Source organism: Streptomyces sp. SID14515, assembly GCF_010548505.1.
In the GTDB taxonomy this organism is placed as follows: domain Bacteria; phylum Actinomycetota; class Actinomycetes; order Streptomycetales; family Streptomycetaceae; genus Streptomyces; species Streptomyces caviscabies.
This window is the reverse complement of record NZ_JAAGMH010000046.1, coordinates 1-22,930: the sequence shown is the minus strand read 5'-3', so window position 1 is coordinate 22,930 and position 22,930 is coordinate 1. Positions and strand designations below refer to the sequence as shown.

General features: G+C 73.0%; 19 protein-coding genes and 1 pseudogene. 10 read left to right on the top strand and 10 right to left on the bottom strand.

Annotation, left to right across the window (positions count from 1 at the left end):
• Window positions 1-19 precede the first annotated feature (19 nt).
• From G3I54_RS09320 to G3I54_RS09300, 5 genes are all read left to right on the top strand, one after another.
• A complete protein-coding gene (locus G3I54_RS09320; RefSeq protein ID WP_164612961.1) occupies window positions 20-1,522 on the top strand; it encodes an aldehyde dehydrogenase family protein in 1,503 nt (500 codons plus the stop codon).
• A gap of 98 nt (window positions 1,523-1,620) precedes the next feature.
• Window positions 1,621-3,234 (top strand): GMC oxidoreductase, encoded by a 1,614-nt coding sequence (locus G3I54_RS09315; RefSeq protein WP_164612959.1) that lies wholly within the window; start codon window positions 1,621-1,623, stop codon window positions 3,232-3,234.
• Window positions 3,231-4,415, top strand: coding sequence for a glycine betaine/L-proline ABC transporter ATP-binding protein (locus G3I54_RS09310; RefSeq protein ID WP_164612957.1), 1,185 nt, complete (start codon window positions 3,231-3,233; stop codon window positions 4,413-4,415). The genes G3I54_RS09315 and G3I54_RS09310 overlap by 4 nt, the downstream gene beginning before the upstream one ends.
• Window positions 4,415-6,400 (top strand): ABC transporter permease subunit, encoded by a 1,986-nt coding sequence (locus G3I54_RS09305; RefSeq protein ID WP_164612955.1) that lies wholly within the window; start codon window positions 4,415-4,417, stop codon window positions 6,398-6,400. Before G3I54_RS09310 ends, G3I54_RS09305 begins: the two co-directional genes overlap by 1 nt.
• A gap of 1 nt (window position 6,401) precedes the next feature.
• Entirely contained in the window at window positions 6,402-7,376 is a 975-nt protein-coding gene (locus G3I54_RS09300) for an ABC transporter substrate-binding protein (protein ID WP_164612953.1), read from the top strand.
• Window positions 7,377-7,448: 72 nt separating this feature from the next.
• Here G3I54_RS09300 and G3I54_RS09295 read toward each other — a convergent pair whose 3' ends face one another.
• Window positions 7,449-8,816, bottom strand: a complete 1,368-nt coding sequence (locus tag G3I54_RS09295; protein ID WP_164612951.1) for a cytochrome P450 — start codon at window positions 8,814-8,816, stop codon at window positions 7,449-7,451.
• A 173-nt stretch (window positions 8,817-8,989) separates the two neighbouring features.
• Between G3I54_RS09295 and G3I54_RS09290 the strand changes: the two genes are divergently transcribed.
• Window positions 8,990-9,718: a GNAT family N-acetyltransferase gene (locus tag G3I54_RS09290; RefSeq protein WP_164612949.1), complete on the top strand. Its 729-nt coding sequence runs from the start codon at window positions 8,990-8,992 to the stop codon at window positions 9,716-9,718.
• Here the strand turns inward: G3I54_RS09290 and G3I54_RS09285 are convergent.
• From G3I54_RS09285 to G3I54_RS09270, 4 genes are all read right to left on the bottom strand, one after another.
• A complete protein-coding gene (locus G3I54_RS09285) occupies window positions 9,694-10,170 on the bottom strand; it encodes a hypothetical protein (protein WP_164612948.1) in 477 nt (158 codons plus the stop codon). The genes G3I54_RS09290 and G3I54_RS09285 overlap by 25 nt on opposite strands.
• A 204-nt stretch (window positions 10,171-10,374) precedes the next feature.
• Window positions 10,375-11,955 carry a TrkA C-terminal domain-containing protein gene (locus G3I54_RS09280; RefSeq protein WP_164612946.1) on the bottom strand — a complete coding sequence of 527 codons (1,581 nt, stop codon included), beginning with the start codon at window positions 11,953-11,955 and terminating at the stop codon, window positions 10,375-10,377.
• Between the two features lie 102 nt (window positions 11,956-12,057).
• Entirely contained in the window at window positions 12,058-12,924 is an 867-nt protein-coding gene (locus tag G3I54_RS09275; protein ID WP_164612944.1) for a hypothetical protein, read from the bottom strand.
• Window positions 12,924-14,204: a VWA domain-containing protein gene (locus G3I54_RS09270; protein ID WP_164612942.1), complete on the bottom strand. Its 1,281-nt coding sequence runs from the start codon at window positions 14,202-14,204 to the stop codon at window positions 12,924-12,926. Before G3I54_RS09270 ends, G3I54_RS09275 begins: the two co-directional genes overlap by 1 nt.
• Before the next feature lie 111 nt (window positions 14,205-14,315).
• On the opposite strand from G3I54_RS09270, the gene G3I54_RS09265 reads away from it, so the two are divergent.
• Entirely contained in the window at window positions 14,316-14,897 is a 582-nt protein-coding gene (locus tag G3I54_RS09265; RefSeq protein WP_164612939.1) for a hypothetical protein, read from the top strand.
• 66 nt (window positions 14,898-14,963) lie between these two features.
• Here the strand turns inward: G3I54_RS09265 and xylB are convergent, their stop codons facing one another.
• A complete protein-coding gene (gene xylB / locus G3I54_RS09260) occupies window positions 14,964-16,445 on the bottom strand; it encodes a xylulokinase (protein ID WP_164612937.1) in 1,482 nt (493 codons plus the stop codon).
• A gap of 245 nt (window positions 16,446-16,690) precedes the next feature.
• Between xylB and xylA the strand changes: the two genes are divergently transcribed.
• On the top strand, window positions 16,691-17,857 hold the full coding sequence (gene xylA / locus G3I54_RS09255) for a xylose isomerase (RefSeq protein WP_164612935.1): 1,167 nt from the start codon (window positions 16,691-16,693) through the stop codon (window positions 17,855-17,857).
• A 194-nt stretch (window positions 17,858-18,051) separates the two neighbouring features.
• Here the strand turns inward: xylA and G3I54_RS09250 are convergent, their stop codons facing one another.
• From G3I54_RS09250 to G3I54_RS09235, 4 genes are all read right to left on the bottom strand, one after another.
• Complete coding sequence (locus G3I54_RS09250; RefSeq protein WP_164612933.1) at window positions 18,052-19,299, bottom strand: ROK family protein; 1,248 nt, start codon at window positions 19,297-19,299, stop codon at window positions 18,052-18,054.
• Window positions 19,300-19,391: 92 nt separating this feature from the next.
• The gene (locus tag G3I54_RS09245) at window positions 19,392-20,051 is read right to left on the bottom strand and encodes a DUF305 domain-containing protein (RefSeq protein ID WP_343240293.1); all 660 of its coding nucleotides are present in this window, start codon (window positions 20,049-20,051) and stop codon (window positions 19,392-19,394) included.
• Window positions 20,048-20,698, bottom strand: a complete 651-nt coding sequence (locus G3I54_RS09240) for a DUF3105 domain-containing protein (protein ID WP_164612930.1) — start codon at window positions 20,696-20,698, stop codon at window positions 20,048-20,050. Before G3I54_RS09240 ends, G3I54_RS09245 begins: the two co-directional genes overlap by 4 nt.
• 127 nt (window positions 20,699-20,825) lie before the next feature.
• Entirely contained in the window at window positions 20,826-21,257 is a 432-nt protein-coding gene (locus G3I54_RS09235; RefSeq protein ID WP_164612928.1) for a hypothetical protein, read from the bottom strand.
• A gap of 73 nt (window positions 21,258-21,330) precedes the next feature.
• Between G3I54_RS09235 and G3I54_RS09230 the strand changes: the two genes are divergently transcribed.
• Together G3I54_RS09230 and G3I54_RS09225 are read left to right on the top strand one after the other, a co-directional pair.
• Complete coding sequence (locus tag G3I54_RS09230; RefSeq protein WP_164612926.1) at window positions 21,331-22,191, top strand: phospholipid scramblase-related protein; 861 nt, start codon at window positions 21,331-21,333, stop codon at window positions 22,189-22,191.
• 159 nt (window positions 22,192-22,350) lie between these two features.
• Window positions 22,351-22,930 (top strand): annotated as a pseudogene (locus G3I54_RS09225) (FUSC family protein); the annotation flags it as partial.

Here is a 22,930-nt window from a genome sequence, read left to right as displayed (position 1 = left end):
ACGGAAGGCGAAAATCGACATGTCGGCGCTCAATACCATCCACATCGACGGCACCTGGCGGGCCGCCGGATCAGGCGCGACGCGCGAGGTCCTCGACCCCGCCGACGCCACGGTCCTGGCCGTCGTCGCGGAGGGCGGGGCCGAGGACGCCGATGCGGCGATCGCGGCGGCGCGGCGCGCCTTCGACGACGGCCCCTGGCCGCACAAGCCCGTCGCCGAGCGGGCCGGGCTGCTGCGCCGGGTCGCCGAGCTGCTCCAGCGGGACCGCGAGGAGATCGCGATCACCGAGAGCCGCGACACCGGCAAGACCCTGGAAGAGGGCCGGGTCGACGTCGACGACGTGACCAACGCCTTCCGCTACTTCGCCGACCTCGTGATGAACGAGAGCGGCGGCCGGGTCGTCGACGCGGGCGACCCCGACGTCCACAGCATCGTCGTCCACGAGCCCGTCGGCGTCTGCGCCCTGATCGCCCCCTGGAACTACCCCCTCCTCCAGGCCAGCTGGAAGATCGCCCCGGCCCTCGCCGCCGGCAACACCTTCGTGCTCAAGCCCAGCGAGGTCACCCCGCTCTCCACCGTCCACCTGATCCGGCTGCTCTCCGAGGCCGGACTGCCCGACGGCGCCGCCAACCTGGTCACCGGCGCGGGCGACCCGGTGGGCGCCCGGTTCTCCGAGCACCCGGACGTCGACCTGGTCTCCTTCACCGGCGGCCTCGCCAGCGGTACGAAGGTGGCCCAGGCGGCCGCGCCGACCGTGAAGAAGGTCGCCCTGGAGCTCGGCGGCAAGAACCCCAACGTGGTCTTCGCCGACGCCTGCGCCACCGACGAGGGCTTCGACACCGCCGTCGACCAGGCGCTGAACGCCGCGTTCTTCCACAGCGGCCAGGTCTGCTCCGCCGGCGCCCGCCTGATCATCCAGGACAGCGTCAGCGAGCGGTTCGTCACCGAGCTGGCCCGCCGCGCCGACGCCATCCGCCTCGGCCGGGGCACCATCGACGGCGTCGAGTGCGGCCCCCTCGTCTCCGCCCAGCAGCTCGCCAAGGTCGAGATGTACGTCGCCTCCGCCCGCGAGGAGGGCGCGATCGTCCGGGCCGGCGGCGAACGCCCGAAGCCGAACGACGTACGGCCCGAGGGCGGCTACTTCTACCGGCCGACCGTCCTCGACGGCTGCCACCGCGAGATGCGGGTGGTCCGCGAGGAGACCTTCGGCCCGATTCTCACCGTCGAGACCTTCCGTACCGAGGAAGAGGCCATCACGCTGGCCAACGACACCGACTACGGCCTCGCCGGCGCGGTCTGGACGACCGACGCGGGCCGGGCCCGCCGGGTCGCCGGACGGCTGCGCCACGGCACCGTCTGGATCAACGACTACCACCCCTACCTCCCGCAGGCCGAGTGGGGCGGCTTCGGGAAGTCCGGCACGGGGCGCGAGCTCGGACCGACGGGGCTCGCCGAGTACCGCGAGTCCAAGCACATCTACCAGAACCTGAACCCGCGTCCCCAGCGCTGGTTCGCCGGCTGACGCCTGCGGGGGCCGGACGGAACACCCGCCGTCCGGTCCCGCCCGGCTGTTCGCAGCACCACGTACACGCACGAACCTTGCAGAAGGAGCAGTGACCGATGCCTTCCACCCCCCGCAGCACCGCAGTCCCCGACGGCCCCGTGGCCGACTACGTGATCGTCGGCGGCGGCACCGCCGGATCGGTCATCGCCTCCCGGCTCACCGAGGACCCGGACGTCACCGTCACGGTCATCGAGGGCGGCCCCACCGACATCGACCGCGACGACGTGCTCACGCTGCGCCGCTGGCTCGGCCTCCTCGGCGGCGACCTCGACTACGACTACCCCACCACCGAGCAGCCGCGCGGCAACAGCCACATCCGGCACAGCCGCGCCCGGGTCCTCGGCGGGTGCTCCTCGCACAACACCCTCATCAGCTTCAAGCCGCTGCCCGGCGACTGGGACGAGTGGGCCGAGGCGGGCGCCGAGGGCTGGGACGCGGCCGCGATGGACCCGTACTTCGCCAAGCTGCGCAACAACATCGTCCCGGTCGACGAGAAGGACCGCAACGCCATCGCCCGCGACTTCGTCGACGCCGCCCAGGAGGCGGCCGGAGTACCGCGCGTGGACAGCTTCAACAGCAAGCCGTTCCACGAGGGAGTCGGCTTCTTCGACCTCGCCTACCACCCCGAGAACAACAAGCGCTCCTCCGCCTCGGTCGCCTACCTCCACCCGCACATCGAGGCCGGCGACCGCCCGAACCTCAAGATCCTGCTGGAGACCTGGGCGTACCGCCTGGAGTTCGACGGCACCCGCGCCACCGGCGTACACGTCCGTACGAAGGACGGCGAGGAGATCCTGCTGCGCGCCGCCCGCGAGGTCATCGTCTGCGCCGGAGCGGTGGACACGCCCCGGCTGCTGATGCACTCCGGGATCGGCCCGCGCGAGGACCTGGCCGCGCTGGGCATCGAGGTGCGCCACGACCTCCCGGGCGTCGGCGAGAACCTGCTCGACCACCCCGAGTCCGTCATCGTCTGGGAGACCGACGGGCCCATCCCGGAGAACTCCGCGATGGACTCCGACGCGGGACTCTTCGTCCGCCGCGACCCCGAATCCCGGGGCCCGGACCTGATGTTCCACTTCTACCAGATCCCGTTCACCGACAACCCGGAGCGGCTCGGCTACGAGAAGCCCGAGCACGGGGTGTCGATGACGCCGAACATCCCCAAGCCGCGCAGCCGGGGCCGCCTCTACCTCACGAGCGCCGACCCCGAGGTCAAGCCGGCCCTGGACTTCCGCTACTTCACCGACGAGGACGACCACGACGGCCGCACCCTGGTCGACGGCATCAAGCTCGCCCGGGAGATCGCCCGCACCGAGCCGCTCGCCCACTGGCTCAAGCGCGAGGTCTGCCCCGGGCCCGAGGTCACCTCGGACGAGGACATCAGCGAGTACGCCCGCAAGGTCGCCCACACCGTCTACCACCCGGCCGGTACCTGCAAGATGGGCGCCACCGACGACCACGAGGCCGTCGTGGACCCGCAGTTGCGCATCCGCGGCCTTCAGGGCATCCGGATCGCCGACGCGTCCGTCTTCCCGACCATGCCCGCCGTCAACCCGATGATCGGCGTCCTCATGGTCGGCGAGAAGTGCGCCGAACTCCTCGCGGACCAGGCGCGTGACACCGCGCCGGCCGCGGGAACCAGCACCAGCACCGGAGGCGATGTCCGATGACCGGAACCAAGACCGTCGAGGCCACCGAGCCCGCCGGGAACGCGGGGGCCACCGCGACCGACGAGAACGCCGTGTTCTCCGTACGCAACCTCTGGAAGGTCTTCGGCCCCAAGGCCGACCGGATCCCCGGCAGCGAGCACGCCGCGCTCCCGCCCGCCGAACTGCGCGAGGCCACCGGCTGCACCGCCGCCGTCCGCGATGTCTCCTTCGACGTCCGCAAGGGCGAGGTCTTCGTCGTCATGGGCCTGTCGGGCTCCGGCAAGTCGACCCTCGTACGCTGTCTGACCCGGCTGATCGAGCCGACCAGCGGCACCCTCGCCATCGACGGCGAGGACGTCCTGGCGATGGACCGGGCCCGGCTGCGCGAACTGCGCCGCCACCGCGCCGCGATGGTCTTCCAGCACTTCGGACTGCTGCCGCACCGCACGGTGCTGGACAACGTCGCCTACGGCCTGGAGATCCAGGGCCTCAGCAAGGCCGAACGCCGGGTGAAGGCGGCCGAGCTGGTGGAGAAGGTCGGCCTCGCCGGTCTGGAGGACCGCCGTCCCTCCCAGCTCTCCGGCGGCCAGCAGCAGCGCGTCGGGCTCGCCCGCGCGCTCGCCGTGGACCCGTCCGTCCTCCTCTTCGACGAGCCGTTCAGCGCGCTGGACCCGCTGATCCGCCGCGAGATGCAGGACGAGGTGGTCCGGCTGCACCGCGAGGAGGGCCGCACCATGGTCTTCATCACCCACGACCTCAGCGAGGCGCTGCGTCTGGGCACCCGGATCGCGCTCATGCGCGACGGCGGAATCGTCCAGCTCGGCACCCCCGAGGAGATCGTGGGCTCGCCCGCCGACGACTACGTCCGCGAGTTCGTCCGTGACGTGCCGCGCGAGCAGGTCCTCACCGTCGCCACCGCCATGCGCCCCGCGCTCGCCGGGGAGAGCGAGCGCGGCCCGGCCGTACGGCCCGACGCCACCGTCTCCGAGGCCATCGAGGCGGTCTCCCGCTCCGGCGACCCCGCCGCCCGGGTGATGGACGGCGGCCGGCTCGTCGGCGTCGTCGACCACGCGTGCCTGCTCGACGTCGTCGCCGGAACGACCGGACCCGGCGAGGCGACCACCGCCGCCACCGCCACCGACGCCCCTGACGCGCCCGCCGCGCCGGACGCGCCGGACGGCTCCCGCGAGGTGACCCTCTGATGGCCACCGCACAGGCCACCCCGGCCCGCGCCGTGCGGGCGGGCGCACGCCGAGGACCGGTGGCCGCCCTCCGCGACCGCCCGGCCGCGGCCAAGCTCCTGCTGCTCGCGCTCGTCGCCGCCGTCGTCGTCCCCGTCGTGCACAGCCGCTGGGGCGGCGGCGTCTGGCCCGACGCACTGACCGCCGACCTCTCGGCGCCGCTCGGCGACGTGACGGACTGGATCGTCTCCAACCGCGACAGCCACCCGCTGTTCCTCTACTTCTTCGGCCACATCAGCAACGCCGTCGTGCTCTCCGTACGCGGCGTCTATCTGGTCCTCCTGGCCCTCGGCTGGGCCGGTGTCACGGTGTTCGCCGCCGCCGTCGCCTGGCGCGTCGCGGGGATCCGGCTCGCCCTCACCGCGGCCGTCTCGTTCCTGGTCTGCGGACTGCTCGGCATGTGGGTGCCGACCATGCAGACGCTCGCGCTGATGGTCGTCGCGGTCCTCGCCTCCGTCGTGCTGGGCCTGCTCCTCGGCCTGGCGGCCGGACTGTCCGACCGCACGTTCCGCGTGCTGCGGCCGGTCCTCGACACCATGCAGGTGCTGCCCGCCTTCGCGTATCTGCTGCCCGTGGTGCTGGTCTTCGGCATCGGCGTGCCCGGAGCGGTCCTCGCCACCGTCGTGTACGCGGCTCCGCCGATGGCCCGGCTCACCGCGCTGGGCCTGCGCGGCGCGGACAGCGGGGTCATGGAGGCCGTCGCCTCGCTCGGCGCGACCGGCAGGCAGCACCTGCTGAGCGCCCGGCTGCCGCTGGCCCGCAAGGAACTGCTCCTCGGTCTCAACCAGACCATCATGATGGCCCTGTCGATGGCCGTCATCGCGTCCGTGATCGGCGCGGGCGGCCTCGGCGACCGCGTCTACCAGGCGCTGTCCTCCGTGGACGTCGGCGCCGCCCTCGCCGCGGGCATCCCGATCGTGCTGCTGGCCGTCGTGCTGGACCGTACGACGGAGGCCGCCGGCCGCCGCATCGGCGCCGAGCCCACCGGCCCGGCCCTGCTGCGCGGTTGGCGCGGCTGGACCCTGGCCGCCGTGGTCACCGCGGCCGTCGCCGTCGTCGGACGGGCCACCGACGGCCGGGTCTGGCCCGAGGACGTGACCGTGGCCATCGCCGGACCGGTGAACACCGCCAAGGACTGGATGGTCGACCACCTCTACACCGGGGTGCCCGTCGTCGGCGGCACCGCCGACCTCGCCTCCCACTTCACCAGCGGCGTCCTCAACCCGCTGCGCAGCGGGCTCACCGGGCTGCCCTGGTGGTCGGTGCTCCTCATCGTCGCCGCCCTCGCCTGGACCATCGGCACCTGGCGCACCGCCGCCACCGCCGTCCTCGCCATGGCCGCGATCGGCGTACTCGGCGTGTGGGAACCCTCCATGGACACCCTCAGCCAGGTGCTCGCCGCCGTCGCGGTCACCCTGGTCATCGGCTTCGGCGTCGCCATCGGCGCGGCCCGCAGCGAACGCCTGGAGAGGCTGCTGCGACCGGTCCTGGACGTCTTCCAGACGATGCCGCAGTTCGTCTACCTGATCCCCGTCGTCGCCCTCTTCGGCGTCGGCCGCGCCCCCGCCGCCGCCGCCGCGGTCGTCTACGCGCTGCCCGCCGTCATCCGCATCACCACCCAGGGCCTGCGGGGCGTCGACCCGGCGGCGATGGAGTGCTCCCGCTCGCTCGGCGCGACCCCCGGCCAGCAACTGCGCCAGGTCCAGATCCCGCTGGCCAGGCCCTCCCTGCTGCTCGCGGTCAACCAGGCGGTCGTGCTGGTCCTCGCCGTCGTCATCATCGGCGGGCTCGTCGGCTCCGGCGCACTCGGTTACGAGGTCGTCCTCGGCCTCGCCCAGGGCGACCTGGCCACCGGCCTCGTCGCCGGAGCGGCCATCGTCTGCCTGGGCCTGATGCTCGACCGGGTCACCCAGCCCACCACCCGCCGCCAGCGACAGGAGAGCTGAGATGAACCGCTCCCGTACGCGCCTGATCACGGCGCTGTCGTCGGCCGCCGCGCTGCTCGCCACGGCGGGCTGCGGCGCCGCCGACATGACCAAGCAGGCCTCGCCGTTCGCGGCCCCCGCCGGGGTCAGGACGGTCACGCTCTCCGTCCAGTCCTGGGTCGGCGCCCAGGCGAACGTCGCCGTGGCCGAGCAGCTCCTCAAGGAGGAGCTCGGCTACCGCGTCGACCTCGTCCAGACCGACGAGGTGCCCGCCTGGGACGCCCTCAGCCAGGGCCGCGTCGACGCGATCCTGGAGGACTGGGGCCACCCGGACCAGGAGAAGCTGTACGTCGACGAGAAGAAGACCATCGTCCGCGGCGGCGACCTCGGCGTCACCGGCCACATCGGCTGGTACGTGCCGAAGTACTGGGCCGACAAGCACCCCGACGTCACCGATTGGAAGAACCTCAACAAGTACGCGGACGAGCTGAAGACCGCCGAGAGCGGCGGCAAGGGCCAGCTGATGGACGGCTCGCCGTCCTACGTCACCAACGACGTGGCCCTGGTGAAGAACCTGGACCTGGACTACAAGGTGGTCTTCGCCGGCTCCGAGGCGGCCCAGATCACCCAGATCCAGCAGTTCGCCAAGGAGAAGAAGCCCTTCCTCAGCTACTGGTACCAGCCGCAGTGGCTGTTCAACGAGGTGCCGATGGTCGAGGTGAAGCTCCCCGAGTACACGGACGCGTGCGCGGCCAAGGACCCGGCGGACATCGACTGCGCGTACCCGACGACACCGCTGCAGAAGTTCCTCAACGCCGACTTCGCCGAGCGCGGCGGCGAGGCGTCCGCGTTCCTGAAGAAGTTCCACTGGTCGGAGAAGGACCAGAACGAGGTCTCCGAGATGATCGCCTCGCAGAAGCTCACACCGCAGGAGGCGGCGGAGCGCTGGATCGAGCGCCACCCGGACGTCTGGAAGAAGTGGCTTCCGCAGGACTGACGCGACCGGCATCACGGCGCCCGGCCCCTCGCACGAGGAGCCGGGCGCCGACCGCTTTTCCGGCCCGTCCGGCTACCGCGCCCGGACCGTCGCCAGCACATCCCGGTCCGGCTGGAGCGTCAGGCCCGTCACCGGACCGATCTCGCCCGGGTCCACGTCCAGGGTGAAGCGGCGGGCCAGCACGGCCAGCAGGAGGACCGCCTCCACCATCGCGAAGCGCGTACCGATGCAGACCCGGGGCCCGCCGCCGAACGGGAACCACGCGTACTCCGCGATCTCGTCGCCGGCCTCCGCGTCCCAGCGCTCGGGCCGGAACGCCTCCGGCTCGGGGAACCACCGCGCGTCGCGCTGCGTGGCCCACTGGCTGCTCCACACCCGGGTGCCCTCCTCGATCGGCAGGCCCCCGATCGTCGCCCCCTCCTTCGCGACCCCGGTGATCAGCCAGACCGCCGGGTACAGCCGCAGGGTCTCCTTCACCACGGCCTGGGCGTACGTCAGTCGGGCGTAGTCCTCGAAGCCGGGCTCCCGGTCGCCGAGCACCCGGTCCAGCTCCTCGGCGAGCGTCTCACGGACCCGGGGGTTGCGGGCGAGCAGATACCACGCCCACACCAGCGTCGTGCTCGTCGTCTCGTGGCCGCCGATGTACAGCGTGACCGCCTCGTCGCGGATCTCCTCGTCGCTGAGATGCGTCCCGCTCTCGTCGACCGCGGTGAGCAACCGGCTGAGCAGATCGGGGCGTTCCTCCTCGCCCTCCCGGTGCCGGGCGACGACCCGGCCCACCTCGGCGTCGATGACGGCGGCGGCCTTCTTGATGCGCGCCCGGCCCGGCGTCGGCACCCAGTCGGGGAGCAGCGCGCCGATCCCGGCGAACTCCTTGCCGATCTCCAGCTGGGCGACGTCCATCGCCCGGCCCATCGCCTCGGAGTCCGCCGGGGTGTCCACCCCGAAGATGGTGCGCACCGCGATCTTCTGCGTCAGCTCGGCCATCTCCCGTTTGATGTCGACGCGTTGGCCGTCCGACCAGCGGTCCGCCAGCTCCACCGCGCAGTCCGCCATCGTGGCCGCGTACGACTTCACCTGCTTGGGCCGCACCGAGGGCTGCACCAGCGAGCGTTTGCGTCGCCACTCGCGGCCGCGCGACACGATCACCCCGTTGCCCAGCACCGTACGGAACGCGATGCCGAGCTTCGGCTGGTCGAAGGTGCGTTCCGTCTCGGTGAGCAACTCGCCTATGCAGTCGGGGTCGGCGAGGAAGACGCACCGGTTGCGGCCGAACCGCCAGCGCACCATGTCCCCGTGTTCACGGAGGAGTTCGAAGAAGGCGAGCGGATTCTTCCCGAACTGCGGCAGATTCCCCACGAGCGGCAGCCCCTTGGGGCCCGGGGAGAACGCACGGCCGCGAGGCTGGGTGTCGAGCGCCGGGCCGGTCTGCGTGGACATCGAGGAACTCCGCTCCCTGGGGCGCGCCACTGCCGGCGCGCGACCGTTCGAACCCCATCGAACAGGACGGGGGCGGCACTCCACCAGAGCGTCGACAGGGCGTGGCCGGAAACCGTCATCAGCCCTACCGAGTAGGTTAGTTCTGAGTTTCGCCCTCGTGTGAGAATCCCGCCATGCCGACCGACCCGCTGATCTCCCGTGCCCGTGCGCTGTGGCGGGAGCTGTCCACCGAACCGGCCGCCGCCTTCGGAACTCCCGGCCGTCCGGCGGTGTTCGTCGCACCGGAGTCGTCGCTGGCCCCGCCGTCCTGGGTGGGCGTGGTGGCCGTCGGGGACGCCGCGCTGATCACCGCGCCCACCGACCGGGCCGCCGATTCCGTACGGTCCGCGCTGGACGGCCTGACCATGGACGGGCTCACCGACCCGGCCACCGTCGCCGGACTGCTGCCGGTGGCCGACACGCTCGGCCCCGCCGTCCTCGGCTACCTGGCCCCGGACGACCTCCGCCCCCTCGCGACGGCCGCGGCGGGCCCGGTCGGGAGCCTGACTCCCGGAGACCCCGCCCTGCGCGCGCTGCTGGCGGAGGCGGGACAGTCGGACGCGGGCGAGAGCGGTCTTGCGGACGTCACCTCACCGGTGTTCGTCGTACGGCAGGGCCCGGAGGTGCTCGCCGCCGCCGGTTACGAGCGCTGGCCGCGCGACACCGCCCACCTCTGCGTGCTGACCGCGCCGGACGCGCGGGGCCGGGGCCTCGCCCGACAGGTGGCGCACGCGGCGACCGCGCACGCCCTCACCGCCGGGCTGCTGCCGCAGTGGCGGGCCCGGCCGGCCGCCTCCCGCCGGGTCGCGCGGGCGCTGGGCTACCGGGAAGCGGGCCGTCAGCTGAGCGTACGGCTGACCTGAGCCCGCTCCGAGCGCACCGCGCGCACAGCCGCCTTCGCATCCGCCCCCGCTCCGTGCCCGCCGCCGGTCCGGGGCACCACGACGATCTGGACGTCGTCCTCGTACACGATCCGGCCGGGATCCGTGGACTCCAGGCGCTCGCAGGGCACCCCGTGCGCGTCCAGCAGTGCGAGATGGCCCGGGATCCGGTCCAGCAGATGGGTCGCCGACGCCTTGAACCAGGCGACGGCGCCGGGGTTCACCGCCGGGTCGTAGACCGTCGGGTCGACGCGCGAGGGATCGGCGTAGGCGGCGTCGTACCAGTCGTTGCCCGCCCGCCAGACGCGGTGCTGCTCCTCGGTCAGACGGCCTTCCCGGGCCAGGCCGTTGGCCAGCGCGAAGATGCCCGGGAAGTGGCCCCGGGGGCTGCGCTCGGTGCTCTGGAACCGTACGTACGTCGTCGCCTCGCTCATCCCGTCGCCCTTCGCCGCAGCCGCCCGTGAAGGGGTCAGCCTAAAGGTTGTTGCACAAGGCCCGAACGATCTCCAGATCCAGCCTGCGGGCGCCGGTCAGGCCGGTGGAAAACGGTGCACAAGCGGGCAGTTGATCATGCCCGGGGTGGCCGAATCCGGGCGTGATCGCCGTTGTGCAACACCCTTTAGGGGGTGTCTCGTCGATCAGAGGCCGACGATCAGCTGGATGCAGACGATCTTGACCAGGATGGCGAGCGCGAACAGCGTCGAGTAGCCGTTGTTGATCCGGCTGTCGCTCGCCCGGCTGTTGGCGTACGCCACGATCGCCGGGTTGCCCACATAGCCCGACAGCAGCCCCATCGTCCGCTCCCGGCTCTGCCCCAGCGCCTTCGCGACCAGCACCATCAGGGTGTAGCTGACCACCGCGCCGATCGCCAGCACCGCCACCAGCTTCAGCCCGAACAGCGAGAAGGCGTTCTCCCGGAACGAGTAGCCCGAGGTGAGCCCCACTACGGCGAGGAAGAGCAGCAGACCGATCTGGCGCAGGGTCAGGTTGGCCCGGGTCGGCAGGGTCCAGACGAGGGGGCCGGTGCGCCGGAGCCGGCCGAGGAGCATGCCCATCACCAGCGGGCCGGCCCCGGTGCCCAGGGCGAGCGTGGTGGAGCCCAGGGTGAGGGAGGGGATGCCGATGAGGAAGCCCAGGGTGAGCCCGAGGCCGAGGCTGACCGCGCTCACCTCGCTGACCTTCGCCTCGGTGTCCCCGAGGTACGTGGTGACCTCGCTCGTCCGCTCGCGCGGCATCACCACCCGCACCCGGTCGTCGAGCTGGAGCAGCAGATCGTCGTGGGCGAGCATGTCGAAGTCGCCGCGCCGCACCCGGCTGACCAGGGCCCCGTACTTCTCGCCGAGCCCGAGCTCGGCGACGGTGTGCCCGGCCAGCTCCGGGTTGGTGAGCAGGACCCGCCGGTAGTCCACCGTGCTGCGGTCGTCCAGCAGATGGCGCGGGGCGAGGGCCCCGAGCGCGTCGGTCGCCGCCCGTACGTCGTCCTCGCCGCCGACCAGGACGACCAGGTCGCCGGGGGAGAGGCGGTCCAGTTCCCGGGCGACCCGGGTGGCGTCGCCGGCCGGGCGGTACTCACTGGCCAGCACCCGGTGCGCGGCGACGCCCGGCACGTCCGCCCAGCGCATGTCCCGCGCCGCCTCGACCGTACGGGTGACGAGCGTGGACGGGAGGCCCGAGTCGGGGTCGCGGCGGGCGGTCCAGCGGCGGCGGGCCGCGATGGCCGAGATGAACATGATCGTGATGACGACGGCGAGCGGGTAGCCGATGGCGTACCCCACGGCGGGCTGCGTCGGGTCGTCGGAGGCGTCCTGGGCGGCGGCGAGGCCCGGGGTGGTGGTCCCGATGCCCGCGTAGCCGCCCGCGAGGAACGGACCGTCGATGCCGAACCCGCTGTGTCCGACGAAGCCGACGACCGCCGCGGTGACGGCCAGGGCCACCACGGCGCCGGCCATCACCGGGAGCTGGCCGCGCAGTTCACGGAAGAACGCGGGGCCCGACTCCAGGCCGACCGTGTACACGTACAGCGCCAGGCCCAGCGCCGAGACCCCGGTCGGTACGGCGGCGGCGATGTCCTCGTCCAGCGCCCCGACGAACAGGCCGACGAACAGGACCCCGGCCGCGCCGAGCCGGACCGGGCCGAAGCGCACCAGGCCGAGCAGCGAGCCGACCGTGATCACGGCGAACACCGCGACCCACGGGTTGTCCGCGAAGAACTGCCACACCGGCCGTGCCTCCCCGACCTCGACGATCCCGCCCCTTGCCGGGGGCCAGGATCTTCGAGGTCGGAGGCGGCCGCCACTCGGGGGCAGCGGCCGGTGGGACCGTCAGACGCCCTGCGGCACCCGGGCCGGCCGGCCCCGGCCCCGCGTCAGCGAGTAGCCGAACACGGCCGCCAGCGCGGCGAGCACGCCGCCGCCCACGGTCCACAGCCAGCGGTCGGTCCACCAGCCCGAGGCCCAGCCGTCCTCCGGCTCACCGGCGGACGGCGCCCGCGGCGCCGCCGAAGCGCCCGCGTCACCCGCGTCAGCCGCGTCGCCCGCCGAGGCGACCGAGACGCCCGGCACCAGCGGCTCGGAGAGCGCGCCGTCCACGTCGTGGGCCCCGCCCTGCTCCTCGACGGTCGCCTTCACCTCGGCGCCGACCGGCAGTCCGAGCTCGTCGGCCGGCAGGTCCACCACCGTGAGCCGGACGTAGTAGCTGCCGGGCAGCGGGTCGTTCGCCCACGGCTCGGACCAGGCCCGCACGGGCCGCAGGACGCAGGACAGCTCGACGGTGGCCGCGTCGGCCGCCGCCTTCCTGGTCTGGTGCCCGTACATGCAGGCCTGCCGGCGGCGCAGCCCGTCGTACACGTCGATCTGCCAGGTGGACGTGGAGCGCCGGGCCGCGTTCTCGGGCAGCTTCACCGTGGCCTCGACGGTGGGCCGCTGACCGGCGTCGGCCGGGAACACCCAGTACAGGTAGTCGCCCGCCGAGGCCTGGGCGGTGCCGGTCTGGTCCGGCTTCAGCGCGGTGGCCGTACGGAAGGTGGTGCCGGCCTCGGTGGGGCCCGCCGCGTCCTCGGCGGGGCTCGCGCTCGCCGACGGGTCGTCCGCCACCGCCGCGCCGGCCGAGGTGAGCAGGGTCAGTCCGGCGAGCAGCGCTCCGGTGAGCGCGCGTCGTACGCCGTGGGTACGGCGAGGGGTCTCAGCCATCAGTTGGTCCTCCATACGGCGACACGCCAGCGCGAGATCCAGCCGGTCAGCAGGCCCGCGACCAGTCCGGTCAGGACGAGCACGCCGAGCAGCCACCAGCCGCGGCCGAGCCCGAAGGCCGCCACATCGGCGGCGTTGTCCGGGCCGTCCACCAGATCCACGGTCAGTTCGACCGGCAGACCGGGGGACTTCTTCACCGAGGCGGGCGCGGAGAAGGAGTGGGCGAGCTGGAGGCAGACGGTCTCGGCGGCGGGCTTGCCGTCGCCGTCGTCGCCGTCCTCCACCTCGGGCTTCGGATAGCGCAGCCCGGAAGAGATCACATCGGTGCGGCCGGTCCCGGCCTCGGAACCCCGGACGATCTCGCGCCCGTGCACCGTCACCGCGCGCAGCAGCACCCCGTAGTCGTCGTCCACGGCACGGTCGGCGGCCACGCTCGCGGAGGCGCGCAGCTCCTGACCGGGCAGCACGTCCACGCGGTACCAGCGGTGCTGGCCGATCTCCGAGCGGTCGGTGAAGAGACCCGGCTTCAGCTCGGGCGCGGCGGCACAGCTCTTGGCGCCTTCGGTGGCCACCGGAGTGACGACGGGCTCGGCGGCCCGGTCCACCAACTGCTTGACCCGGCCGGACAGTTCGTCCTTGTGCTGGACGGCGGTGTACGTGCCGCCGGTGGCCTCCGCGATACAGGTCAGCTGCTGGCGGATCTTGGCGTTGGGCACCAGGCCGAGGGTGTCCACGACCAGGTGGGTGCCGCGCGCGGCGATCTCCCGGGCGACCTCGCACGGGTCGAGGGGCCCGCAGGTGTCCTCGCCGTCCGTGATGAGCACGATCCGCCGCGAACCCTCCCCGCCCTCGAGGTCGTCGGCCGCGCCGAGCAGGGCCGGGCCGATCGGCGTGAAGCCGGTCGGGGCGAGGGTGGCGACCGCGGTCTTGGCCTCGGTACGGTCCAGCGGGCCGACCGGGTAGAGCTGCCGGGTGTCCTTGCAGCCGACCTTGCGGTCCTCGCCCGGATAGTCCGCGCCGAGCGTCCGGATGCCGAGCTGCACCTGCTCGGGCACCGCGTCCAGAACATCGTTGAACGCCTGCTTCGCGGCGGCCATTCGGGACTGGCCGTCGATGTCACGGGTGCGCATGGAGCCGCTGACGTCGAGCACCAGCTCGACCTTGGGGGAGGGGGCGGCGGGGGCTTCGTCGGCGGCGGCGGGGATCGCGGTGCCGAGCCCGGCGGCCAGGGTGGCGAGCGCTATGCCCACCCCGGTCGTCAGCCGTTTTCTAGTGATCATCGCCGGATCTTATGGAAAATCAGTTCGTATTCCCAACCGGGGTCCTCGGGGCCCGCCGGCGGTGCTCGGAGACTCCGTTCGCGGCATGCGGATCTTGCCTATGCTGCGGCCATGGGGATGGATCTGACGCTGTTCATGGCGGACTGGGGGTGGCTGGGCGCGGTCCCCGCCGAGAACCGGATCGAGCTGCTGGAGGACGCGGCCTGGCCGTCGGAGACCGATGTCCCGTACGAGGCCGGGCACCGGCGCGACGACGGCTGGAGCCGGCCGCCGGGACCGGGGTCGCAGTGGTGCGCCGTGTACGGCTTCTCCACCACCACCGGCGCCCACGCGCCGCATGCCCGCGCGGGCGCGGCATGGGCGGACCTGCGGTTGCTCGTCGGCGCTTCCGTACGTGAGCCGATGGACACCTTTCTCGACGGTCTGCTCCGGAACGTGGACCGCACCTCTGCCGACCGATGGCACCGGCAGGTCCTGCTGGTCTGCCCGCCGGAGGTGCTGCCGGGCAAGGCGCGGGCCTGGGAGCGGCTGGAGCCGCGGCTCGAGGAGTTGAGAGCGCCGTTCGCCGCCGAGTGCGAGGGCTGGGCGGGCCGCCCGGACACCTTCGAGGACTTCGTCGCGCTGCTGCGCGAATGGGGCGACGTGACCGCGACGGCCGCCCGCCGGGGCTGGGGCCTGGTGGGGCTGCCCTAGGGGGTGTCCGACAACTCCTAGCGGGTGTCCGACAACTCCTGGGCAGGCCCGGCGGAACCCTCTCGGTCAGTCGCCCAGCAGCGGTTGCGAGGCCCGCTCCAGGACCGAGGTGACCCGCTGCCAGGTCTCCACATCCCTTTCCAGCGGCGGCAGTTGACGGTCCGTGCCGGACTTCTGCCAGGCCGTCGCCAGCGCCACCGGGTCGCCCCCGCCCGCCGCCGACGCGGCGAGCGCCGCCGCGCCTAGGGCCACCAGCTCTCCGCTGCCCGGGATGACGAGCGGGCGGCCCGAGAGCCGGCGCACCGTCTCCACCCACATCCGGCCCTGCGCCCCGCCGCCGATCAGCCGGAGCGGTCGGGCGGCGACCTCGGGCGCGTCCGGGTCGAGGCCGCAGGCCGACAGCAGTTCGTCCATGGCCCGCAGCACGGTGACGGCCGCGCCCTCGTAGGCGGCGCCCAGCAGTTGCTGTCGGGTCGTGTCGTGGCGCAGCCCGGTCAGCAGCCCCGAGGCGGTCGGCAGGTCGGGGGTCCGTTCGCCGTCGAGGTACGGGAGGAGGACCGCCTCGCCGCCGGGCGCCGCGTCCTCGCGGTCCAGGCCGAGCAGGGCGGCCACCTTGTCCACGGCGAGCGTGCAGTTGAGGGTGCAGGCCAGCGGGAGGTACGTACCGTCGGCGGCGGCGAAGCCGTTCAGCGCGGTGGACGTGGGGCGGGTGCGGGAGGCGGCGAACACCGTGCCGGAGGTGCCGAGGCTGAGGGCCGGGTGGTCCAACAGGCCGTCGCCGCCCAGCCCGAGGCCCACGGCGGCGCTCATGTTGTCGCCGGTGCCGGCCGCCACCGCGATGCCCGCGGGCAGCCCGAGCGCGCTCGCCGCCGCCTCGGTGAGCGAGCCGATCCGGGCCGCCCCTGTGGGCGCGACCTCCGGGAGCAGGGCCGCGTCGAGGCCGAGGAGCTCCAGCAGCTCGGGGTCGTAGGCACCGGTCGCGGTGGAGTACCAGCCGCTGCCCGACGCGTCCCCCGGGTCGGTGGCGGCGACGCCCGTGAGGCGCTCGGTCAGGAAGTCGTGGGGCAGCCGGACCGCCGCCGCGTTCGCGGCACTCGCCGGGTCGTTCTCGCGCAGCCACTGCCACTTGGATGCGGTGATGGACGCCACCGGTACGGACCCGGTCCGCTCCGTCCAGGCCCCGGGCCCGCCGAGCGCCTCGGTGAGAGCGGCGGCCTGCGGCGCGGAGCGGGTGTCGTTCCACAGCAGCGCGGGGCGCAGCGGCCGGCCCGCCGCGTCCAGCACGACGAGACCGTGCTGCTGTCCGGCGACCGCGATACCGGTGACCGCGCGGGCCGGAAGCCCGGACTCCGTCAGCCCGGCGGCCACCGCATCGCACAGCGCCCGCCACCAGATCTCCGGATCGCTCGTCCGGGCCCCGGCCTCGCCGGTGACCACGTGCGGGGCACGCCCCACGGCGAGCTGCTCGCCGGTCTCGGCGTCGATGAAGGCGGCCTTGGTGGACTGGGTCGAGCTGTCCACGCCGATGACGACGGCGGGTGACGGCATGGGGGCCTCTTTCGCGCTGCGGGTGCTTGCGGGTGCCCGTGTGGCACGGGTGCTGATCATTCGGCTGCGGCACGAACAAATTACGGGATGCGCGGCCCTCTGCACAGGGGGTCGGAGGTGCTCCGTACCGCAAGGGGGTTCCGTGCCCGGGGTGCGGTGTGCTTGATTAGTCATGACACTGAACAAATAGGGGTGCCGGGCTTCCGCCAGGCGTCCCGACGGCAGGCGAAGGCGGTCGGACGACGATGACGGAACGCTTCACCCCCACCCCCGAGGACAAGTTCAGCTTCGGTCTGTGGACCGTGGGCTGGCAGGGCCGTGACCCCTTCGGCGACGCGACCCGCGCGGCCATCGACCCCGTCGAGTCGGTGCGGCGGCTCGCGGAGCTGGGCGCCTGGGGCGTGACCTTCCACGACGACGACCTGATCCCCTTCGGCGCACCGGAGACGGAGCGCGAGGCGATCGTCAAGCGCTTCCGGCAGGCGGTCGACAGCAGCGGACTCGTCGTGCCCATGGTGACGACGAACCTCTTCACCCACCCGGTCTTCAAGGACGGCGGGTTCACCGCCAACGACCGCGACGTACGCCGGTACGCGTTGCGCAAGACCCTGCGCAACATCGACCTCGCCGTCGAACTGGGCGCGACCACCTTCGTGGCGTGGGGCGGGCGCGAGGGCGCCGAGTCCGGCGGGGCGAAGGACGTCCGCCTCGCGCTGCACCGGATGAAGGAGGCCTTCGACCTGCTGGGCGAGTACGTCGTCGAGCAGGGCTACGACCTCCGCTTCGCCATCGAGCCCAAGCCGAACGAGCCGCGCGGGGACATCCTGCTGCCCACCATCGGCCACGCCCTGGCCTTCATCGAGCGCCTGGAGCGCCCCGAGCTGGTCGGCGTCAACCCGGAGACCGGGCACGAGCAGATGGCCGGGCTCAACTTCCCGCACGGCATCGCCCAGGCCATGTGGGCGGACAAGCTCTTCCACATCGACCTCAACGGCCAGTCCGGCATCAAGTACGACCAGGACCTGCGCTTCGGCGCGGGCGATCTGCGCCAGGCGTTCTGGCTCGTCGACCTGCTGGAGAGCGGCTACGAAGGCCCCCGCCACTTCGACTTCAAGCCCCCGCGCACCGAGGACTACGACGGCGTCTGGGCCTCGGCAGCGGGCTGCATGCGCAACTACCTCATCCTCAAGGAGCGGGCCGCCGCCTTCCGCGCCGACCCCGAGGTGCGGGCGGCCCTGCGCGCCTCCCGCCTGGACGAACTGGCGCGCCCCACCGCCGGAGAGGGCCTGGCGAGTCTCCTCGCCGACCGCAGCGCCTACGAGGACTTCGACGTCGACGCCGCCGCGGCGCGCGGCATGGCCTTCGAGGCGCTGGACCAGCTCGCCATGGACCACCTGCTCAACGTGCGCTGACGTACCGGCTGATACGAGGGGTGGGCCGGGGCCGCTGACGTACCGGCTCGGCCAGGCGTCGGCGGCGCACCGGACGGGCCGGGCACCTCGTCGCACCGGACGGACCGGGCCCACCCGCGTACCGGAGGGGCCGGGGCTCAGCGGCGTACCGCACGAGCCGGTGCCTTCCGGCGGGCCCGGCCCACGGCCCCGGCTCACCCGCCGGACGGCTCCGCGTACGCCACCGGATCGTCCAGCACGTCCTGCACCACGAGCGCCGCCGCGCCCCGCGCCGCGTCGCCCGCCACCGAGGACGCCCGGAGCCGGCCGCTGCCCGGGGACCAGAGCCCCGACACCACACGGCCGGTCAGCTCCTCGTCGGCGGGCGGCGCCAGCCACGGCATCAGGCCCCGGTAGATCCCGCCGAGCACCACCGCGTCCGGGTCGATCAGATTGACCGCCCCCGACAGCACCCGGCCCAGCATCCGGCCCGCCTCGGCGACCGCCGCCACCGCACGCGGGTCACCGGCCTCCGCGCGCCGCTCCAGCTCCAGCACCCCGGAGGCGCCGCCGAGACCGTCGATGCCGGCCGCCCGCAGCAGCGCCGCCTGTCCGGCGTACTGCTCCAGGCACCCGCGCGAACCGCACCGGCACTCCGGCCCCGCCGGGTCCACCACCACATGGCCGATCTCCCCGGCGAAACCGTGCGCCCCGCGCAGCAGTTCGCCGTTCAGGACCAGCGCCCCGCCGACCCCGATCTCGCCGGTCAGATAGAGGAAGCTGCGTACGTCGTCGAGCCCGCCGAACCACAGCTCGGCCAGCGCCGCGAGATTGGCCTCGTTCTCCGAGGCGACCGGCAGCACCGGGCGGCCCGGGCGCAGGGCGGCGAGGGCGTCGGCGAACAGCTCCTGCGCCGGGACCTCGTTCCAGCCGAGGTTGGGGGCCTGCCGCACCGAGCCGCCCGAGACCAGACCCGGCAGCGCCAGCGCCGCGCCCACCGGACGCAACTCCTGCTCGTACGCCGATTCCAGGGTCCGCGCGGCGATCCGGGCCGCCCGCTCCAGGGCCTCGTCGGCGGACGCGCCCCGGTTGTCGAGGTGCTCGGTCTGCCGGACCCGGCCGGTGCCGGCCAGATCCACCACGCACACCGACACGTAATCGATGTTGATCTCCACGCCCAGCCCGGCCGGGCCGGTGCGGGCCACCTTGAGCGCGGTGCCGGGGCGGCCCGCGTGTCCGCTGAACGTCTTGCCCGACTCGGTGAGGAACCCGCTGTCCATCAGCTGCTCGACGAGCGAGGACACCGCGGCCCGGGTCAGCCCGACCCGGGCGGCCACTCCGGCCCGGGTCGCATCGCCGCGCTCGCCCTCGTCCCGCACGGCGCGCAGTACCAGGCTCAGATTGTGCCGTCGCACGGTGTCCTTGTCGGCCTTGGGCCCCAGCGGAGTGAGGATGCTCTTCATATCGTCGCCGAGCCTATGTGATGTCGGGCTCCCGGCGGTGGCGCGGGAAGGGGGCGGCCCCGGCCGTCCGGCCGGAACCGCCCCCTCCGGGCTCAGGGCTTGGCGCCCCGGGCCTTCAGCATGTCCGCCATCAGGCCGATCTCCGACTGCTGGCCGCGGACCATGCCCGCCGCCAGATCCCGGATGGCGTCCGTCTTCGCCGCACCGGCGGCCGCCCGCGCCATGTCCGCGCCCGCGCGGTGGTGCACGGTCATCAGCCGCAGGAACAACACCTCGGCCGCCTTGCCCTCAGCGGCCTCCAGCGCCTCCAGCTCCGCGTCGGTGGCCATGCCCGGCATCAGCGAACCGTCGTCGGTCGGCGTGACGGTGTGCCCCATCCACTCCATCGGCGGCCCGGCCGCGCTCTTCGGCAGGCCCCACATCTCCAGCCAGCCCAGCATCATGCCGCGCTGGTTGGCCTGGGTGTTGATGATGTCGTACGCGAGCCGCCGCACGTCCTCGTCGTCGGTGCGGTCCCGCACGATGAACGACATCTCGACCGCCTGCTGGTGGTGGATCGCCATGTCCCGGGCGAAGCCCGCGTCCACGGAGTCCTCCGCCGGAGCGGACCGCGCCGCCGAGGACGCCCCGGACGGCGAGGCCGCGGAGGGACGCTGGACCATCAGCGCCACCAGGCCCAGCGCCAGGAGCAGGACACCGGCTCCCGCGAGGACCATGCGGCGGGTGGAGGCGGAAGGCGTCGAAAGGGTCACTTGTCCAGCCCGCCGGTGCAGGCGGCCCCCGGCTCGGGGGTCTGCGGGCCCTGCACGTACTTGGTGAAGAACTGCGCGACCCGGTCGTCCGACGCGCTCTTGACCGTGACCTGCTTGCCCCACGCGCTGAGCATCAGCGGGTCCTTCTGGTCCTTGACCGGGCTCATCAGGGAGTACGGGGTCGACTTGACCTTCTTGGCGAGCGCCTCGACGTCGGCGTCCGAGGCCTTGTCGTTGTACGTCACCCAGACCGCGCCGTGCTCCAGCGAGTGCACGGCGTTCTCCTTCGGTATCTCGTCGGTGTAGACGTCCGCGTTGCAGTTCATCCAGACCTGGTTGTGGTCGCCGCCGACGGGCGGGTTCATCGGGTAGTCGACCTTGTTCGCCACGTGCTCCTGCGTCAGCTTGTCCCAGCTGCGCTCGCCGGTGACGGGCGACGTCTTGGCCTGCTCCTCCTTCTTGTCCTTCTCGTTCGCCTGCGCCATCAGATAGCCGCCTCCGGCGACCAGGGCGGCGACCACGGCCACCGACGCGCTGATGGTGATGATGCGGCCCCGGCGCTCGCGGGCGCGCTCCTTGCGGCGCGCCTCCTCCAGCTTGGCGCGACGTGCTGAGGCCGGGTTGTTCTGGTTCTTGGCGGAAGCCATGGGGAGTCCTCGTCGTTCAACCGATGCATACGGGGGCGATGCATCAAGGGGAAAGGGATGCAGGGCATGCGGAAAGCCGCTCCCGGTGAACCGGCGCCAGGGCGCGGCGGGAGAGCGGATCCGGCCTCTAGATCCGTTGGATCTGCAGGCGCAGTTGATCGACGGAACGCACACCGTCGTGCGCGGGGCCCCGGATGGCCGCCGCACCGGTGAGCGGGGAGGCGGGAACATGGGCCACGGAGGAGGGGACGGCCGCGGGGGCGGACGACGCCGGAAGCACGACGGCCGCCGTGTGCGTCGACCCGCCGTGGCACGAGGTCCCGAGTCCGCGGTCCGCCGCGGTCGCCATGACGACCGGCTCGAAGGCCGCGTCGGGTGCCGGGGTGAACGCCCGGACGGCGCTCGCGCCGGCCGGGCCCGCCGCGACCGGCACGGCGGCGGACGAGGTGGTGACCGAGCAGCAGAAGAGCATGGCGAGCAGGAAGAACACCCAGCCCAGGGCGAGGGGCGCGCGGGAGCGGTACCGCTGCCGGTCGGTCCGCGTGCTCACCCTGGTCATCGCCCGTCATCGTAGTGGGTGTATGAAGTTTCAAAGAATAGGGGTCCCGCTGTCCGCGGGATAGTGTGCCCGAGTGACCACGCAATCGAACATAGCCGCGGGCTGGTTCCCTGATCCCCATGGCGCCCCGCAGCTGCTGCGCTACTGGGACGGGGCCCGGTGGACCGAGCACACGCACCCGGCCGACGGACAGCAGACCCCCGCCGCCACCCCCGCCCAGCAGGCGCCGAGCGCCGGAGGCTTCCCGGCTCAGCAGGCCCCGGCCGCCGGAGGGTTTCCCGCTCAGCAGGCGCCGGGCGCCGCCGGGGCCCCCGGCGGGCAGGCGGTGTCCGCCGGATCGCTCTTCGACCAGCCGGTCCTGGTGGTGAACCAGAAGGCCAAGCTGATCGAGGTCACGAACGAGTACCGCGTGTTCGACCAGCACGGCGCGACCGTCGGCTCGGTCGTCCAGGTCGGCCAGAGCGCGCTGCGCAAGGTGCTCCGGTTCGTCTCCAGCATCGACCAGTACCTGACGCACCGCCTGGAGATCCGCGACGCGCACGGCCGGCCGCAACTGCTGCTGACCCGCCCCGCGAAGTTCATCAAGTCGCGCGTCATCGTCCAGCGCCCCGACGGGCAGCCCGTCGGCGAGATCGTCCAGCAGAACGCCATCGGCAAGATCAATTTCGCGATGACGGCCGGCGGTGCGCAGGTCGGCGCGATCAAGGCGGAGAACTGGCGCGCCTGGAACTTCGCCATCGTCGACCACAACGGCACCGAGATCGCCCGGATCACCAAGACCTGGGAAGGCCTCGCGAAGACCATGTTCACGACGGCCGACAACTATGTGCTCCAGATCCACCAGCGCCTGCCCGAGCCGCTGCTCAGCCTCGTCGTCGCCACGGCGCTGACGGTGGACACCGCCCTCAAGCAGGATGCCCGGGGTCTCGGCTGACCCGCTGCATTCTTTCCGGCCCCCCTCAGGACGCCGTCACCCTCAGGACGCCGCCGCCCCGAACCGGGCGGCGGCGTCCTGCTGTGTGGCGTGCTGCCGTGTGCCGGGCAGGGCGCGAGGCGGATATTTTACGGGTGTAACACCTGTTAACGTGTATGGGTGAGTGATACACCTACGCGGCCTCGGCGGCCCTCCGTCCGAAGCCTTCCGCTGGCCTCGGCCCTCCGGCTCTCGCGGCCCTCGGACACCTGGTTCAAGCCTGCCCTCAGCGTGGTCGTCGCCTCCGCCGTGCCCCATCTGACGCTCCTGGCCCTCGGCCGCCTCGACCTCGTGATGTACACCATGGCCGGTTCGCTCTGCGCGCTCTACGGCCACGGCCTGCCGTACGCCAGACGGGCCGTGGCCGTCGCGGGCGTGGTGCTCGGCATGACGGCCGGGCTCGCGCTCGCCCTGCTCACCGCCTCCCTCACCGGATCGACCGCCGTGCTCATCGCCGTCGGGGCGCTGCTCGCCGCCGCCCAGAAGGTGCTGTGCGACGCCACCCGGATCGGACCGCCCGGCCATGTGATCTTCACCTTCGTCAGCTCCGCCGCCCTCTTCGCCCCGCAGCGCCCGGCGCAGATCCCCGGCCACCTCGCCCTGACCCTCGGCGCCGGCGCGGTCGCCTGGCTGGTCGCCGTCGCGCCCGCCCTGCTCCGCCGGGAGGGCCCCGAACGCCGGGCCGTCGCCCGCGCGCTGG